Raw genomic sequence first — 17,251 nt, 5'->3', positions numbered from 1 at the left:
TTTATTGTTTTAGATTGTTTCTAACTTAGGAAGTTATATGCCCAACTGGCCACCAGACCCTAACAAACGTCCTGATAACTCGGCAAATCAGCCAACGCAACCGCAGCAACCAAGCCCGCCAAGTGGACAAGAATGGAAGGTGCTGGAAAACACGTTATTAGCGAGTGTGGTTGAGCAGCGCCGCGCTCGTCGCTGGAGTATCTTTTTTAAACTACTGACCTTTGGTTATATCTTATTGATATTTTTGACCCTTGGTCGTGGTTGCAGCAGTGCGCCAACAGGTATGGACGCAGTCGATACTAGCGACCCACATTTGGCAGTGGTTGAGCTGCAAGGCGTCATCAGTAATGACGATGTGGCCAATGCGTATGATGTTAACGAAGCCTTGAGAGACGCTTTTGCAAACAGTAACTCAAAAGCAGTGGCCTTAGATATCAATTCACCTGGCGGTTCACCGGTACAGTCTGACGAGATTTGGCAGACCATGATGGACTTACGCCAAGAGTACCCAGACAAAAAGCTTTACGCGGTGATTGGTGATATCGGTGCTTCAGGTGCTTATTATATTGCATCTGCCGCAGATGAGATTTATGTTAATCCATCAAGTTTGGTCGGCTCTATCGGTGTCATTATGCCAAGCTATAACGTCAAAGGTTTGATGGATAAAGTTGGCGTAGAAGATCGTACGATTACCGCTGGTGAGTATAAAGATATCTTAAGCTTATCTCGTCCGTTGACTGATTATGAAGAAAATCATGTCGAAAAAGTACTGGCAAACACGCATAAGCATTTCATCAACGCTGTCAAAGAAGGACGCGGCGACCGTCTGAAGAATCCTGAGCAAAACAAACTGTTCTCAGGGCTATTCTGGACAGGTGAGCAGTCTATTGAGCTAGGCTTAGCAGACAAAACAGGTAGTATCACAAGTCTAAGTAAGCAACTAGATCTAGATACGATCATCAGCTATAGCCCAACTGATCCGTTCCAAATGTTTATGGACCGTTTTGCAGTGAAGTTAGGTGCAGGTATTGGCTCTAGCGTTAGTCTTGATGTATTGCCACAAGAAAGCAACACTGGGCAGATGCGTTAAGCGTTTTATGTTTTAGATATAATGTGTATGATTGTTAAGGCTGAGCATATAATTGTGCTCAGCCTTAATTGTATGTAATACCAAATAAAAAACCTTGGCCCAAGTGATAGCCTGATTAAATTAGCTATACAACTATAACCATCAAACACAGTCGTCAAACTTGCCATATAAACATGGTTAGTTTTGAAGGGATTAGTTTTGATGCTGTTGGTTTTAATAAGGGTACAAGGTTCAATTATTAAAATAATATATAACATAAACGATCCCACGAGAGTCTGTCATGAGTGATGAAATAAATTTACAGTCCTTTGCTAAACTGCCTGTCTCTAAAATAACCAATAAACCTGTGCTGCATTTTGCTCATGCTAATGGAATGCCAAGCGCGGTATATGAGCCGTTTTTTGAAGGTTTATCAGAATTTTTTACGATTGAATATATTGCGATGTTGGGTGATACGCCCGATTATCCAGTGGATGACCATTGGCGTAGTCTGACGCAGCAAATCATTGATAGCGTAACAAGTGCTTGCGAAAAGCATGGCGTAGCGCAGGTGGTAGGAGTAGGGCATTCGCTTGGGGCTATGTGTACGTTGCAGGCCACGTATCGTCAGCCTGAATTGTTTGCACAAGCAGTGCTTATGGACCCGCCTTGGATTTATGGCAAAGTCAGCTTGTTGTGGCATTTGGCAAAGACAGCAGACAGATTACCGCTCATGAATAACCGTCTGATGGACAAACTGTCACCAGCTGGCGTGTCTAAGCATCGCCGTGATGTGTGGGATAGCCGGGATGAAGCATATGAGAAAATGCGACATAAAGGGTTTTTTAAGAATTTTGATGAGCGTAGCTTTCAAGGATATATCGATCACGGCTTACATGAGCGAGCGGATGGCAAAGTGACGTTGGCTATCCCTAAAGCCAGCGAAGTCGCTGTGTTCCGTACCAATCCATCTTGGTATTGGCTGGCACCGAATCGTGGCCCCAAAGTGCCTGTGACTTTAATCATTGGTCAAGACAGTATTTTTTTGAAACGTCGCTTTCCGCAGCAGATAAAATCGCGCTTGGGCATCCCTTATGAAACTCATGAAGGAGGGCATATGTTCCCACTTGAGCATCCAGAGTCTGTCTCAACGCTAGTGTTAGGATTGATCAAGCAGCAATTGTCCAAATAAACGCAACATATCATCAATCATGTTTGTAATAGATATGAGCTGCCAGAGTATTTTTAAGTGATATTTTTATGCCAAAAAACCTAATTGCGCTATCTAGTACAACTGTCTCACCTAAGTCTCTGCCGCTATTTTCGCGCGTGGGTACATTCGTGCTAACAGTAGGAATGGTGCTTGCGTTTTTTATCAGTCAGTTGGTAGGTGTTTATATCGCTGGCAAGTTGGTATTACCTAACGATGAAAAGACATCGATAGGGCGTATATTCTATTTTGGTAGTAATGACGGAACGGTTGTAAGCCTGTCTATACTTATCGGCTGTATATTGCTAGTGGCCATTAGCGTGCTTATCATTCGTTTAAAAGGTGGCAGTCTGCGTCAATACCTAGCCTTAAAGCCGTTCTCACCGTCGGTGGGTATAGGAATGTTGGGGCTACTACTGATATTTATGATTGCCAGTCAGGCGCTGACGTATGTACTCGATATGACGCCGTTGGTGTTTGTTGATCCACTCTATCAGTCTGTCATTTCGGTTTGGCTGTTGGTCTTTGCCATGGTGGTCGTCGCACCAATTTATGAAGAAGTTATTTTTCGTGGTATATTGTGGTCAGCCATCGCAGAACAGTTCACAGCACCATCATATTCAGCGAATCATGGGGCGATTGTCGCCAGCATTGTGACAAGTTTGATATTTGCTGTGATCCACGTACAGTATGGTATCTATGAAATCAGTACCATCGTAGTGTTGGCATTGATATTTTGCTATGCACGGATTAAGTCAGGCTCGCTATTACTGACAATCGTACTACACATTGCTAATAATGGTGCAGCGATGTGGCAGTATATTGCGCAAGCGTCGTAGATAAAATGCTGACCACAACGATGGCTGGCATGTAAATTCTATCGAGCCAGTCAGATATCAAAATTTGGCTATGCATCAGGATTTAATAGTAGCACTTCATCGGCAGCTCGCTTGATATCATCAATCGTAAGCTGAGGTTTGCCGCTCAAGGCTTGACGCCATTTACGCGCGCCCATCAAACCTTGGAAAAGTCCTAAATAATGCCGTGTCATCGTTGGCAGCGCTTCGCCTTTTGCAATTTGTTCTTTGAGATATGGATATAGCTGCTCTAAAATCTCCGAGCGCTTAGGTATTGTCTCAGGAGTTGCCTCATCCCATAAGCTATTGGCCTCTGCTAATAGATACGGATTGTGATAAAACGCCCGACCAATCATCACGCCATCGATATGCTGTAAATGCGTTTTAATGTCCTCAATTGTATCGATACCGCCATTGATTTCGATATCTAGCTCAGGAAAGTCCTGTTTTAGACGGTACACATCATCGTAACGCAGCGGTGGTATCTCGCGGTTTTGCTTAGGGCTGAGCCCTTGCAACCATGCTGTACGCGCATGTACGATAAATCGAGTACAACCTGCCGCTGCAACTGTCTGTACAAAGTCCACCATAAACTCATAACTATCAAAGTCATCGATGCCAATACGATGTTTGACCGTCACAGGAATATCGACTGCGGCTTGCATATGCTTGACCAAATCAGCGACGGTCTGAGGTTCTGCCATCAAACAGGCACCTATCTTATTGTGCTGTACGCGATCTGAGGGACAACCGACGTTGATATTGACTTCATCATAGCCATACTGCTGAGCAAACTCTGCGCATTGCGTCATCTCACGGATGTCTGCACCGCCCAGCTGTAATACAAGAGGATGCTCAAGCGTATCAAAGCGCAAATGCCGTGCTCGATTGCCATGAATCAATGCACCAGTACTGATCATCTCGGTATAAAGATAAGTATGCCGATTAAACAGTCGTGCAAAATAACGATAATCTGTCGTAGTCCAGTCGATCATTGGCGCAACTGAGAGGCGTTTGTTGGTCATATCAACCATGGTGATTAAGCCTTAATATTTGTGTCTTAAATAAATGGAGAAGGTGCAATGGATGAGATATACCATTGCACCTTATTTTCAAGATTTTCTAGAGCTTCAAGCGTTATGCGAAGCGGCGATTGACTGTTTACTTATACAATAACGTGGTCAATCTTTTTCAATTCGGGCAAATTATAAAAATAAAGCCCCATGATAATACCGATAAAGCCAATAAAGGCAATGTACAGTGCTGGTGAAAAGCTGACTAGAGTCGTGGCGTATCCAAGACCAAAAGGTATCAGTACACCCACGATACCCTGTGTGACATTGTTGCAAAAAGCAACGCCGGTGAGACGTACATTGGTCGGAAACAGCTCTATAAGGATAGCAGGGACCATACCAATCACGCCAGCACAGAAGCCCAAAATCGCATACATGATTAATATATAATCACCGCCCGCCTGTAAATGGTAAAAGAACGCCAACATTTGAGCAATCAGTAAAATTGAACCGATTGCCAACACTTTACCAAAATTCTCGTGATTAGAAATCATCCCGTAGAATATACAGCCAAAAATTATAAATATGATGCCCAAGCTATGGGAGAACCCGAACAAATCACTGTCTAACGAAAAGTTTATCTCTATCAAGTCCGGTAATAGCAAAACGATAACAGTAGAAATGCTAGAGATTACTAGTGTCAGTACCATACCGATAAAAATGGAATGTTTGCAGTGTTTGAAGAGTAACGTCAGCGGCTTGCCTGCATTTTTGCCTGTCTTCGGTTTTACGAGTGCTAAAAAGAAAGGCGTCTCTCCAACCAATCGCCACACCAATAACGGCAAAGCACTTAGTACAGCGGCCACTAAAAATGGCAAGCGCCATCCGTACTCGGTTAACTCGGCTGTAGTCATAAAGCTAGAGAGCCACATGAAAAATGCATTTGAGAATAAAACGCCCACAAAGAAGCTGGCAGTCACGTAGCTACAAGCTACTGATAAATACTGTCTGGGCACATGCTCTGCCACAAATACCCAAGATAAGGGAACATAAAGTCCGTATGCCATACCCTGTATAATTCTTAATAAAATAAATAAAGCAGGCGCAAAGATGCCCCACTGTGCATAAGTGGGCAAAAATGCCATCGCTAGGAGACTACATGCGGTGACTATGATACTTAGCAATAAAACGGGCTTTCTACCTTTTATATCACCATAACGACCGATGAGAACACCTCCGATTGGACGTGCTAAATAACCGATAACAAAAAGCCCCATTCCTTGCAGTTTAGCAACTCTAGGGTCAGCATTAGCAGGAAAAATCGCCGCTGAAACAATATCTGAGATATACAAGTAAATCAAAAAATCAAAAAATATCACAGCGCTGATGAAGCTAATGAACATCACTATGTTTTTGTCTTTAGTAGACATTAGGGCGTATTGAGAACGAGACGGCATAATAGATCACATATCCACAGAGTAAAGTGGTCATTAAGACGATCATCGTTTGGATAACCGGCCATGGTAAAAACGGCAAATCAAGATATATAAAAGATGATTTGCCGAAACAATAAGTTGGGTGTTTAAAATAAAAGTTTTTGAATAGTACTTTGTTTACTTGATACAACTGAGTCGCAGAACTAAATGTTCTAATGGTTTAGAGCTGTCGAAATTAATAAGCTATATATTTACAACAGCCAGTCAATGGGCAACCAAGACATAATGGTTAGCCAAACATGGTCACCCATGTCCACTCGTGGCTCTGAGTCATAGACTACTTTTTTGCCTTTCTCCATGGTGTGCCATTGCAGATTGCCATTTTCTAGCAGCTTGACCTCATACGCTTGATTTAACAGATCGTCGCTCAAAGCACCATGCAGCTGCCTTGCTAGCTCGTCATCATTAATAATCACGCCCATTTCGGTATTGATATTGGCAGAGCGTGGGTCAACGTTGTATGAACCGATAAAGACTTGATAATCATCTACTGCAAACGTTTTTGCGTGCAAACTGGTCGAAGATTGGCTACGTGCTCGCCACAGTTTATTGTCACGTTTTTCTTCAGCAGCGGTCGATTTAAGCTCATATATTTTGACGCCTGAACGAAGCAGGCGAGGTCGCCACTGGCTATAACCAGAATGCACGGCAGTCACATCGGTCGCATCAAATGAGTTGGTTAATATCTTAATATCGACACCAGCTTCAGCCAGTTTAACCAACGTATCGACGCCATCTTTGGTCGGTACAAAATAAGAAGAAATAATCGTCAATTTCTTGGTTGGGCTACCAAGCAAGTTACGCAACTGATGAACCAAGTTGGTATCGGCAGGAACTGTTTTACTTAGTTTGCCGACATCATCACTCAAGAATTGCATATCGGTCCAACGGAAAGGCACACGCTTGTTGATCAAGTCACTATCAATCGTAGAGTCTTTGATCGCAGCTTTATAAACCGTCAAGCTGCTGCCTTCGTTGTTTTCTTCATCCAGACCGAGCTTATCTAAGGCCTTTAAAAAATCAGGCGTAACGTCATCATCAAATTTTGCTAAGGTCTCGATATCAAATGATAAAGGCGATGACCAATAGTCATAAAAGCTGTTATCAATATCTGCAACGACTTTACCAATCAGTAAGACATCCAAATCTGCAAATTGGCTGCTTTGGTCATTGCTAAGGTATTCGTTGCCGATGTTACGCCCGCCGATGATAGTAATTTGCTTATCAAAGGTCATGCTCTTATTGTGCATGCGGCGATTGATACGCGGCAAACCAGTTACATAGTTCAACGTTGGAAACTTACGATGCATCAAAGGGTTGATGATACGCACCGCAATATTGGGGTGACTAGCAAAGCGTAACAAATGCTGGTCGAACTTGGCACTATTATTAAAATCATCTAACAATAAGCGCACAATCACACCGCGCTCAGCTGCGTCCCATAAGTCTTTTAACAGAAGCTGACCAGCCTGATCGTTATGCCAAATATAATACTGCGCATCAATATTGCGCGTGGCCATATCTGTCAAGATGCTACGTGCCGCAAAAGCATTGGCTCCGGTCACGATTGGATGATAGCCAGACAAGTCAGGATGAATATCGTTTTGCGCACTAATAGCCGAGACCAAATCCGTGCTGCTAGTTTTAATCGTCTCACCTTGCGTCGTTTGCTCGTCTGAATATAGCGCCTCTACACGCGCTGATAGTGCTTGGCTTTCCGGTAAATGTGGCTGCTTCGGCAAACTCTGGCAAGCACTAAGCCCTAAAGTCAGTCCTAGGGTTAGACTCAACGATAAGCTGCTTGGTTCTATACTGAACATCGACATAACGAATTTACCTTAATGAGCCTAAATGTACTGATAAATAATGATTCTGAGTGCTTAAATCACTCTTTTTAGATGTATTACCAGACTGTTGTTGTATTACGCGTGGCAAAATCTAAATCGTCGCTAAGCTTAGCAGCTGTTGCGATATCTGCCTATTATAAATACGTTATTTTTGTTAGATTTAGCGCACGAAATCATTGTTTTTTAAGTAGTGTTTAACTATATATGTGGCAGATTTTAAGTAGTAGAATTGATACATCTTTGGTATTCGAAAATAATATTTAATGGCCATTTGAAACCAGCTGTGCGGAATAAGTCGACATGATATGATAACGCTGATGAATTCGGTCGATAATCAGAAGAATAAGCAGTCATTTTATTTCAATTAAAAGACCAACCAATAAAATACTAATCAATAAAATACCAACCAAAGTAACGGAACGTTTATGAGTCAGTCGCAAAACCATGATGAGAGCAGTTTGAACAAGTTAGATTCAAACTGGCGCAACGATGCCTTAGATTTAGGGCTTGATTATGGCATGCAGACCATCGCAGTGCGGGCAGGTCAACACCGTACAGACGAAGGCGAGCATTCAGAGCCTATTTTTACCACCAGCTCTTACGTTTATCGTTCAGCCGCTGATGCTGCTGCTCATTTTGACGGTACAAAAACAGGCAATGTCTACTCTCGTCATACCAATCCAAGCGTACGTACTTTTGAGCGTCGTTTAGCCGCACTAGAGAATGGTGAACGCGCGGTTGCAACTGCCTCTGGTATGGGCGCTATTTTGACCATGTGCTTGGCATACCTAAAAGCGGGCGACCATTTGCTAGCGGCCAACCAGTTATTCGGCTCATCTATCGGTCTGTTTAATAATTATATGGCCAAGTTTGGTGTTGAAGTCAGCTACGTTGATTGCTTCGACAATGAAGCATGGGCCAATGCCGTTCAACCAAATACCAAGGTGATTTATTGCGAAAGCCCAAGTAATCCATTGGCGCAGATTTGTGATATCGGTTATCTGAGTCAGCTATGTAAGGCCAATGACATATTACTCGTCGTTGACAACTGCTTTGCGACACCAGCATTGCAGCGCCCATTAGATTTGGGTGCGGATGTGGTGATTCACTCTGCGACCAAATATTTGGATGGTCAGGGTCGCGTATTAGGCGGTGCGTTGGTCGGCAGTGATGAGCTGATGCAAGAAGCATTTACCGTGGTGCGCTCTGGCGGTATCAGCATGAGTCCGTTCAATGCTTGGGTATTTACCAAGGGGCTTGAGACGCTCAAATTGCGTATGCAAGCGCATTGCCAAAATGCCAATCAAGTAGCAGAATTTTTAGTCAATCATCCTAATGTCAGTACCGTACACTTTTCAGGCTTGAGTGACCATTCTGCGCACGAGCTTGCTACACGTCAGCATCATATGAAAAATGGTTACGGTGCTATCATGGGCTTCGAAGTCAAGGCATCTGATAGCCGTGATACAAAGGAAGCGGCGTGGCATGTGATTGATTCAACCCAAATGGTCTCTATCACCAATAACTTGGGCGATGCCAAAACTACGATTACTCATCCTGCAACCACCACGCATTTCCGTCTAACTGCCGAGGCACGTGCCGAAGCTGGCGTTAAAGACGGTCTGATTCGTCTATCGGTAGGTCTGGAAGATGTAGAAGATATTATTAAAGACTTGGCACGTGGTTTAGACAGTTTGTAAAGATAGCGGTATAATGCCGTCAGTATTTTATTTTAAACTTTAAAGTATCCCATTTATTATTATAAGACAAAGAGGCAACTATGAACATTCAAGCATTGATGCAACAAGCACAAACGATGCAAAAGAAAGTAGAAGCAAACGTTGAAAACGCTAAAAAAGAACTTGCTAACAAAGAAGTACAAGCAGAAGCGGGCAGTGGCCTAGTTAAAGTAACGATGACTGGTCGTCATGTGGTTAAGCGTTTGACTATTGATCCAAGTCTGTTAGAAGATGAGCCAGATATGATTGAAGATCTTATCGCTGCTGCTATCAATGATGCGGTTCGTCAAGCAGATGCACTGTATGAAGAAACGATGGCTGGCGCGACTTCAGGTATGGGTCTGCCACCAGGTATGCAAGGCATGTTTTAAGCATTAAATACTTCATACTGAAGACAAAAATGGGGTTGTTATCGATACGATACGACCCCATTTTTATAGCTACGATTTATAAATTCAGTTAGATAAAGTCAACTAAAGGAAGCTACTTTGCTTACAGCCAAATTTGATCAGCTGGTCAAACAGCTGCGTATATTGCCAGGCGTCGGTCAAAAAAGTGCCCAACGAATGGCGCTACATCTGCTCAGTAAAAAACGCCCACAAGGTATGGCACTCGCCCAAGCACTAGATGAAGCCATGCGTGATATTGTTGAATGTCAGCGTTGCCATAGCTTTAGTGATGAGGCTGTATGTCCGCTATGCCAAGACGTTAGACGTGATGACAGTCTGCTATGCGTGGTCGAGACAGCAGCAGATGTGATGGCGATTGAGCAGACAGCTGGTTACCGTGGTCGTTATTTCGTGTTGGGCGGGCATCTATCGCCAATTGATGGTGTCAGCGCCGATGACTTAAATATTGATCAGCTCGTATGGCGAGTGAAGCAAGAGCCTGTCGAAGAGCTAATACTTGCAACAGGTACGACTGTCGAAGGTCAGACTACGGCGCACTTTATCAGTGAGGCAGTCAGTCGTCATGTCAATAAAGTGACGCGCTTAGCTCAAGGTGTACCGATGGGCGGCGAGCTTGAGTATTTGGATAGTATGACGCTTGGTCAAGCCATGCAAAATCGTTCTTTTTTATAATGTTTTGATTGCTTCAAAGTCTTACCCAATTCATTTCTTGGAATTGCTATAATTACTTTATTATTGTTTATCTTTTAATTTTATTAAGGCGCGGTTTAGCGTTTTATTTTCTCCTATTAATGCAGGTATCTGCCCGTGTCTAACAACGTTTCAAACGCCTCAGCTCAATCAAATGCTTCTGATATCAATGATGGCTCATTACAAGAAGCCGCTAATACTGAGCCAATGTCAGCAGCCACGTCATCTGAGTCAGTGTCTAATACTCCAGATGCTGAGGTGCTAGATATTGATGCACTATTGGATATTGCTGATGACGTTGCTATTACATGGGTACGTAAGCAAAGCGATTTAGATGAGGTTATTGATGCCTTAGCGACTTGCGGACGCGTGGCCTTAGATACTGAGTTTATCAAGCGTGACACTTATTACCCGCGCTTGGCACTGGTGCAATTAAATACTGGCAATCATGTTTATCTACTGGATGCACCCCAGTTGCAACTGGCTGAGCTGTGGGAGGCGCTACGCAAAGTAGATGTGGCTATCTGGCATGCCTGCGGCGAAGATTTGGGCATTTTTTATCTGTTGTCTGGCTGCCCACCGTTGACCAATATCTTTGATACGCAAATTGCGTTGTCTTATCTAACGGGCCAATTGCAAATGGGGTATCAGCAGGCATTGGCTGATCAGCTAGATATGCATATTGATAAAGAACATAGTCAGTCTGATTGGCTCCAGCGTCCGTTGACAGATGAACAAGAGCAATATGCTATCGATGATGTGCGTTATTTGCCAGCGCTATATCTCAGTATCGAGCATGCGCTTAAGGCGCAAGGTTTATACGATTATGTTTGGGCTGACTGTCAGCTTTATGCCAGTGATTTGCATGACACGCAGCACGTCGAAGATGAAGCGATGTATCTAACGATGGCAGATTATCGCTATAACTCGCAGCAAATGGCGATACTCAAAGGAGTGGCTACATGGCGAGAAGAGCTGGCACGTGCGACCAATCAACCGCGTACCTTTGTGATAAAAAAACAAGCAGTTCGTGAAATTGTCACTGAAAAACCAAACAGTATGCGCGAGCTGGCACATAAAACGACCATGCACCGTAGTATGCTGCGACTATATGGCGAAGAGCTGCTGAAAGTAATCAGAGATGCCAAGAGTCTACCCCCTACAGAGCATCCAGACTGTCTGGTGCCACCATATCGCTCAAAAAACAAAGTATTATCAAAAGCAGTACAGCAAGCGATTGATGAGCATGCGCGAGAGATCGGTATACCTGCCAGCGTATTGATGCGTAAAAAATGGCTAGGGCAGTTGTATGAAGTGGTTGCTCTTGATAAAGATGTGAGCGAACTGCCGCAAGGGCTAAAAGGTTGGCGTAACGACTGGGTCATCAAAACTTTAATTCCAGTCATCAAAAAGCATAAAACCGAACTGCAGCAAGGCATGGGTATTCGTGTTCAATAACTAAGCATTCAATAAGGCAATACCCGATAAGATAGAGAGCTTACATTAAAGCGTTTATGTCATTCTTAGCGTTTAAATCGTCCATGCTCTAAAAAGTATCGAGTCTGCTCGGCGACCTCTGGATTCACTAGCATGCCAGTGTGCGACACTGGCATGGTTATATGATCAGCTGCACCCTCTATTTTTGTTTCTTCTATATAGACTGTCCCGTCATGTGCAAGCTGCTCGTTAAGGGGTGGCTTGTCAGATTTGCGCAGTTTGCGATTATGATATTGCAAAAAAAGCTGACCTAGACCATAAGGACGGTTGCCAGCGATGATACCTAACGTCACGTGTTTAGGTAATGGTGCGACTGTACCGTCGAGGGCGTCGACATACGAGCGACCTACGACAGCAGGAGTCAATCGCCAAATATAATCTGCACAAACACTACCTATATGCGGTGTTCCTAGCGTCACGCAACGTCCAATTTTCCATTTTGGATACTGAGTAACAAAATCACGAATGATCAAACCACCCAAACTATGCCCGACCAAATCTATAGGATGATCTGGGTAATGGTTTGTTTCTAGCCAGCTATTTAGGCGAGCGCTATTGGTTTTGATACCATCACGCATACTACGGTAACCATACTGATGGGTATCAAATCCTGCTATTTGCAGGCGTTTGGCTAATGGTCGCATGATCCATGGGATTTGATGTAGCCCGTGAATTAGAATAACGCGAGTTTTTTGTTTAGGCGCTTTATGTTGCATAGCAGTGTCCAAATGATTGCGTAAGAAATTTAATATAAATAGCTTATTGTTGATATAAGCTTTTATTACACTGAGTTCTTATCGTTTATTTTATTGATAATATTACCTGCTAATATAATAGATAAAAAGTCAGCAAAATAAAAACCTCCAAGTCAGCTGCTGACTTGGAGGTTTTTTGACAATAAATGAGCTGTTATCAAAAATGATAATTACATATAGTTTTCGATACTTGGGCAAGAGCACATTAGGTTCTTATCACCATACGCATCATCGACACGCGCGACACTTGGCCAGAACTTGTTTGCACGGATGTATGGTAGTGGGAATGCAGCAGTCTCACGGCTGTAAGGATGCGTCCACTCTTCACTAGTAATCATAGCTGCGGTATGCGGTGCATTGACTAATGGGTTGTCTTCTAGCGTCCAGTTATCTTCACCAGCTTTGGCTTTCATGGCTTCAGCTTTGATAGATTTTAGCGCACTGATAAAGCGATCCAACTCTTCTTTTGACTCAGACTCTGTTGGCTCAATCATAAGCGTGCCAGCGACTGGGAAGCTCATCGTTGGTGAATGGAAACCATAATCCATCAGGCGCTTAGCGATATCGCTTTCCGTGATGCCAGTTTCTTCTTTTAACGGACGAATATCGATGATACATTCGTGAGCTACGCGGCCGTTTTTGCCAGCATATAGGACAGGGTAGTGACCTTTTAATTCAGCTGCCACATAGTTGGCGTTTAGTAATGCCAACTCCGTTGCTTTTAATAAGCCATCACGGCCCATCATAGCAATATACATCCATGAGATAGGTAAGATGCTCGCTGAACCATAAGGTGCTGCTGATACTGCTGAGCAGTCCTTTTGTGCATTATGTACAGGGCTCAAGGTATGGTTGGCCATAAACGTTGCCAAATGCGCTTTCATACCGATAGGGCCCATGCCTGGACCGCCGCCGCCATGCGGAATACAGAAGGTTTTGTGCAGGTTCATGTGCAATACATCAGCACCAACGTCTGCAGGTTGCATCATGCCTACCTGAGCATTCATGTTCGCGCCATCCATATAGACCTGCCCACCATGCTTGTGAGTCAAATCACAGATATGACGGATGCCTTCTTCGAATACACCATGCGTCGATGGATAAGTGATCATTAGCGCACCTAGGCGATCGCTATATTCTTCACATTTGGCCGTTAGGTCATCGATATCAACGTTGCCGTTTTCATCAGTTTTGACCACGACCACTTGCATACCCATCATCATAGCGGTAGCAGGGTTGGTACCGTGCGCTGACATCGGAATCAGGCAAACATCGCGATTGGTTTCGCCCAATGACTCATGATAACGGCGAATCGCTAACAGACCAGCATATTCACCAGAGGCGCCAGAGTTTGGCTGCATAGAGACATCATCAAAACCAGTAATGGCTTTTAATTGATCTTGCAAGCTATCGATCATCGCGATATAGCCGGTGACTTGGTCGCGCGGTGCAAAGGGATGCACATTGGCAAACTCAGGCCAAGTAATCGGTAGCATCTCACTGGTGGCGTTTAGCTTCATGGTACAGCTACCCAGTGAAATCATGCTGCGGTTCATCGCTAGATCTTTGTCTTCAAGCGACTTTAGGTAGCGTAGCATTTCATGCTCGGTGTGATGCGAGTTAAATACTGGATGAGTCAAGATCTCATCCGTACGCAGGTGTGCGCTGTCAAGTGAGACGCGAGCTGTTTCAGGTAGATCGTGTGACTTGTTGACGAATAGCTGAGTCAAGGTGTTGAAATCTTGCTGATCGCTGGTTTCACTAAAGGCAACGCTCAATTTGGTGTCGCTTAGACGCCATAAGTTATAGCCAACGTTGTCTGCATTTTTAAAGATTTGAGTAGCAAGCTTCTCTGAACCACAATCAACCACGACTGTATCGAAGAATTGATCATGTACCACGCTCAAGCTGCTGTCGTTAGATTCTGTGATAGCATCAGCAAACGCAGTGGCAAACGCATGAATACGAGTGGCAATACGTTTTACGCCGCCTGGACCATGATATACCGCGTACATACCAGCGAGGTTGGCCAGCAATACTTGCGACGTACAGATGTTTGAGTTGGCTTTTTCACGGCGGATATGCTGCTCACGCGTTTGTAGAGCCATACGCAGAGCTGTATTGCCTTGTGCGTCTTTTGATACGCCGATGATACGACCAGGTGCTGAGCGTTTGGCTTTGTCAGAGAACGCAAAGTAAGCGGCATGTGGGCCACCAAAGCCCATTGGAATACCGAAACGCTGCGTGCTACCTAGCGCTACGTCAGCACCCATGTCAGCTGGTGATTTCAATAGTACCAAGCTCATGATGTCGCTGACGACACTGACGTACGTTTTGTTTTCTTTTACTGCACTGATGACATCTGTTAAGTCTTTAACGTCGCCTTCAGCACCAACATACTGGAATAGCGCACCGAAATAGTCGCCTGATTTAGCCGTTTCAAAATCACCAACAACGACTTCCCAACCGAAGTATTTCGCACGAGTATTAATAACATCTAGCGTTTGTGGATAGACGCGCTCATCGACGAAATACTGCGTTGATTTACTTTTGCTCACACGCTTTGACATCGCCATCGCTTCTGCCGCTGCTGTTGCTTCATCAAGCAATGACGCACCAGCCAGCTCAAGACCAGTCAAATCGATACATACTTGTTGGAAGTTCAGCAATGCTTCTAAACGACCTTGAGCGATTTCCGCTTGGTAAGGCGTATAAGCGGTATACCAACCTGGATTTTCAAGTACGTTGCGCTGAATGACCGCCGGCATACGAACAGGAGAATAGCCTTGACCGATATAGCTTTTGTTAACAGTGATGTCATCTGCCATCGTGCGTAGTTTGGCAAGTGCAGCGTGCTCACTCATCGCCACTGGCAAATCCAATTCTTTGTGCAAACGTACTGGCTCAGGCACAGTGTCATTGATAAAGCTTTGCATATCTTTATAACCAACAGCGCTGAGTAGGTCAGCTTGCTTGGTCTCATTTGAACCTAAGTGGCGATAGACAAATTCAGCTTCGTTGAACAATCCTTGAAAGGTATCAAACGATGGGTTTTGAGAGATAGTCATGACAATCCTTGGTTAAGGGAGTAATAAACAAAATAGCAATTAAGGGAATAATATGAGCGGTACGTTATACGTAATGCACAAACTGTTTTTGATCAAAACGGAACTGGGTGTTGTAAACGCCATTGTCAGCACGTTCACCTGCGCCAATCATCATAATGATATGCTGATCGTCGCCTAGGCCTAGTAATCGCTTCATAGCAGGCTCATCAAAGCCGCCCATGGCACAGCTATCAAACCCATGAGCACGTAGTGCTAGCATGAGGTTTTCGGCGGCAAGTGCGGTGTTATTGGTTGCCCAGTTTTTGGTGTCTTCAAACGTATAGTAAGGCGATTTAATTGGGCCTTTTACGCGTCTGACCACTTGCGTAGCACCCCATTTCGCAGCCGAAACCACGTTGGCTGGGCCGCGCAAAAAGTCCATCGTGACGACTTTGTTGTAGTAGTCTTTCACTTTCTTAGGTACTGGCTGATCAGGGTATTCGCGCAATACTTGCTTAGCGTGATCGTGCCAAACGTCAGTACGAGCAACGATGGCAATCAAACGAGCTGATGTTTTTGCGGCGTTTTGATTCATGCAGTTTTTGACGGCGCGTTTGCGATTGTCAGCATCATCGATAACATAAAATTCCCACGGCTGTAGGTTGCTAGAGTTTGGCGCTAGCATGGCCAAACGCAGACAGTCTGCCAATACATCGTCAGGGATAGGTGTGTCAGTAAAACGACGCACGGAACGGCGTGACTCTACGATATCGCGAAAGGCTTGTAGCTGCGGCGTATGATCTGGCGTGGCAATGGGGTCTTTATTATCGGTGTTGGCATTCATATTAGGATCCATGCTGAAAATTGGGTTATCAGTTTGCGTCGTTATTGATAGCACGTATTCATTGGGATTCGAATAGGTGATCAATACGAGTCAATGAGATAACGCTTGGTAGCAATAACATCGGACGATAATGATTGTTGGAGATCTACATATAAAGCTGCTTTCAAATAACAAGCATGGTCAATGAGCCAATACTTTTAATGAGAAAGGTTGTTCAAACAGTTTAAATAGAGAGTATAGATACCAGCTGTTGCCAGTATCTATGATGTTTAGTCAAGGCTAGTGCTTCGTACGAGCTAATATCTTACAAGTACTAATGTCTTGTGAGAGCATGCTTAGCTTACGTGCTTAGCTTATAAGTCGCTTTCGTACTCGTCAGCAGTCATTAGTGCTTCGTAATCAGCGATGTTGTCAGGCTTCATTCTGAAGAACCAACCTTCGCCGTATGGGTCAGAGTTGATGATTTCAGGATCATCTTCTAGTGCTTCGTTGATAGCGATCACTTCACCTGAAATAGGGGCATAAACGTCAGAAGCGGCTTTTACTGATTCAACAACTGAGATTTCGTCATCAACAGCGATGATATCGCCCACATCTGGTAGCTCAACGAATACCACATCACCCAATAGATCTTGAGCATGGTCAGTGATACCAACAGTGATCGTACCGTCGTCTTCTAGGCGTAGCCACTCGTGACTCGCAATATATTTTAGCTCTGCTGGGATGTTGCTCATGGTCTCTCTCCTAAGTGATAGAGGTTAATTAACAAAAATAATG

Annotated in this window: 14 protein-coding genes; 7 read left to right on the top strand and 7 right to left on the bottom strand. The window is 44.1% G+C overall.

Going from position 1 to position 17,251, the window contains the following annotated elements; translation table 11 throughout:
* The first annotated feature begins 37 nt into the window (after positions 1-37).
* The 3 genes from sppA to ACIGBM_RS06970 all read left to right on the top strand — a co-directional run bounded on the left by sppA (position 38) and on the right by ACIGBM_RS06970 (position 3,118).
* Positions 38-1,090: a signal peptide peptidase SppA gene (gene sppA / locus ACIGBM_RS06980; protein ID WP_290175450.1), complete on the top strand. Its 1,053-nt coding sequence runs from the start codon at positions 38-40 to the stop codon at positions 1,088-1,090.
* A 280-nt stretch (positions 1,091-1,370) separates the two neighbouring features.
* Positions 1,371-2,261, top strand: a complete 891-nt coding sequence (locus ACIGBM_RS06975) for an alpha/beta fold hydrolase (RefSeq protein WP_397477245.1) — start codon at positions 1,371-1,373, stop codon at positions 2,259-2,261.
* Between the two features lie 68 nt (positions 2,262-2,329).
* Entirely contained in the window at positions 2,330-3,118 is a 789-nt protein-coding gene (locus ACIGBM_RS06970; RefSeq protein WP_397477244.1) for a lysostaphin resistance A-like protein, read from the top strand.
* Between the two features lie 68 nt (positions 3,119-3,186).
* Here ACIGBM_RS06970 and dusA read toward each other — a convergent pair whose 3' ends face one another.
* The 3 genes from dusA to ACIGBM_RS06955 all read right to left on the bottom strand — a co-directional run bounded on the left by dusA (position 3,187) and on the right by ACIGBM_RS06955 (position 7,471).
* Positions 3,187-4,170: a tRNA dihydrouridine(20/20a) synthase DusA gene (gene dusA / locus ACIGBM_RS06965; RefSeq protein ID WP_397477243.1), complete on the bottom strand. Its 984-nt coding sequence runs from the start codon at positions 4,168-4,170 to the stop codon at positions 3,187-3,189.
* A 131-nt stretch (positions 4,171-4,301) separates the two neighbouring features.
* Positions 4,302-5,606, bottom strand: coding sequence for an MFS transporter (locus ACIGBM_RS06960; protein WP_397477242.1), 1,305 nt, complete (start codon positions 5,604-5,606; stop codon positions 4,302-4,304).
* 230 nt (positions 5,607-5,836) lie between these two features.
* Complete coding sequence (locus tag ACIGBM_RS06955; RefSeq protein ID WP_397477241.1) at positions 5,837-7,471, bottom strand: phospholipase D family protein; 1,635 nt, start codon at positions 7,469-7,471, stop codon at positions 5,837-5,839.
* Positions 7,472-7,917: 446 nt separating this feature from the next.
* On the opposite strand from ACIGBM_RS06955, the gene ACIGBM_RS06950 reads away from it, so the two are divergent.
* The 4 genes from ACIGBM_RS06950 to ACIGBM_RS06935 all read left to right on the top strand — a co-directional run bounded on the left by ACIGBM_RS06950 (position 7,918) and on the right by ACIGBM_RS06935 (position 11,789).
* Positions 7,918-9,192, top strand: a complete 1,275-nt coding sequence (locus ACIGBM_RS06950; protein WP_397477240.1) for an O-succinylhomoserine sulfhydrylase — start codon at positions 7,918-7,920, stop codon at positions 9,190-9,192.
* Positions 9,193-9,272: 80 nt separating this feature from the next.
* Positions 9,273-9,602 (top strand): YbaB/EbfC family nucleoid-associated protein, encoded by a 330-nt coding sequence (locus ACIGBM_RS06945; protein ID WP_045445429.1) that lies wholly within the window; start codon positions 9,273-9,275, stop codon positions 9,600-9,602.
* A gap of 117 nt (positions 9,603-9,719) precedes the next feature.
* The gene (recR, locus tag ACIGBM_RS06940) at positions 9,720-10,313 is read left to right on the top strand and encodes a recombination mediator RecR (RefSeq protein WP_057760773.1); all 594 of its coding nucleotides are present in this window, start codon (positions 9,720-9,722) and stop codon (positions 10,311-10,313) included.
* Between the two features lie 135 nt (positions 10,314-10,448).
* On the top strand, positions 10,449-11,789 hold the full coding sequence (locus ACIGBM_RS06935; protein ID WP_397477239.1) for a ribonuclease D: 1,341 nt from the start codon (positions 10,449-10,451) through the stop codon (positions 11,787-11,789).
* Between the two features lie 65 nt (positions 11,790-11,854).
* Here the strand turns inward: ACIGBM_RS06935 and ACIGBM_RS06930 are convergent, their stop codons facing one another.
* From ACIGBM_RS06930 to gcvH, 4 genes are all read right to left on the bottom strand, one after another.
* Positions 11,855-12,544 (bottom strand): esterase/lipase family protein, encoded by a 690-nt coding sequence (locus tag ACIGBM_RS06930; RefSeq protein WP_397477238.1) that lies wholly within the window; start codon positions 12,542-12,544, stop codon positions 11,855-11,857.
* A gap of 209 nt (positions 12,545-12,753) precedes the next feature.
* Entirely contained in the window at positions 12,754-15,651 is a 2,898-nt protein-coding gene (gene gcvP, locus ACIGBM_RS06925; protein WP_341609571.1) for an aminomethyl-transferring glycine dehydrogenase, read from the bottom strand.
* A 64-nt stretch (positions 15,652-15,715) separates the two neighbouring features.
* Entirely contained in the window at positions 15,716-16,474 is a 759-nt protein-coding gene (locus ACIGBM_RS06920; RefSeq protein ID WP_156410707.1) for a nitroreductase family protein, read from the bottom strand.
* 353 nt (positions 16,475-16,827) lie between these two features.
* Entirely contained in the window at positions 16,828-17,208 is a 381-nt protein-coding gene (gene gcvH, locus ACIGBM_RS06915) for a glycine cleavage system protein GcvH (protein ID WP_057760766.1), read from the bottom strand.
* Positions 17,209-17,251: the final 43 nt, after the last annotated feature.

The organism is Psychrobacter sp. NPDC077938, assembly GCF_044542635.1.
In the GTDB taxonomy this organism is placed as follows: domain Bacteria; phylum Pseudomonadota; class Gammaproteobacteria; order Pseudomonadales; family Moraxellaceae; genus Psychrobacter.
The sequence above is the reverse complement of the archived record's forward strand: the minus strand, read 5'-3'. Positions and strand labels throughout refer to the sequence as shown.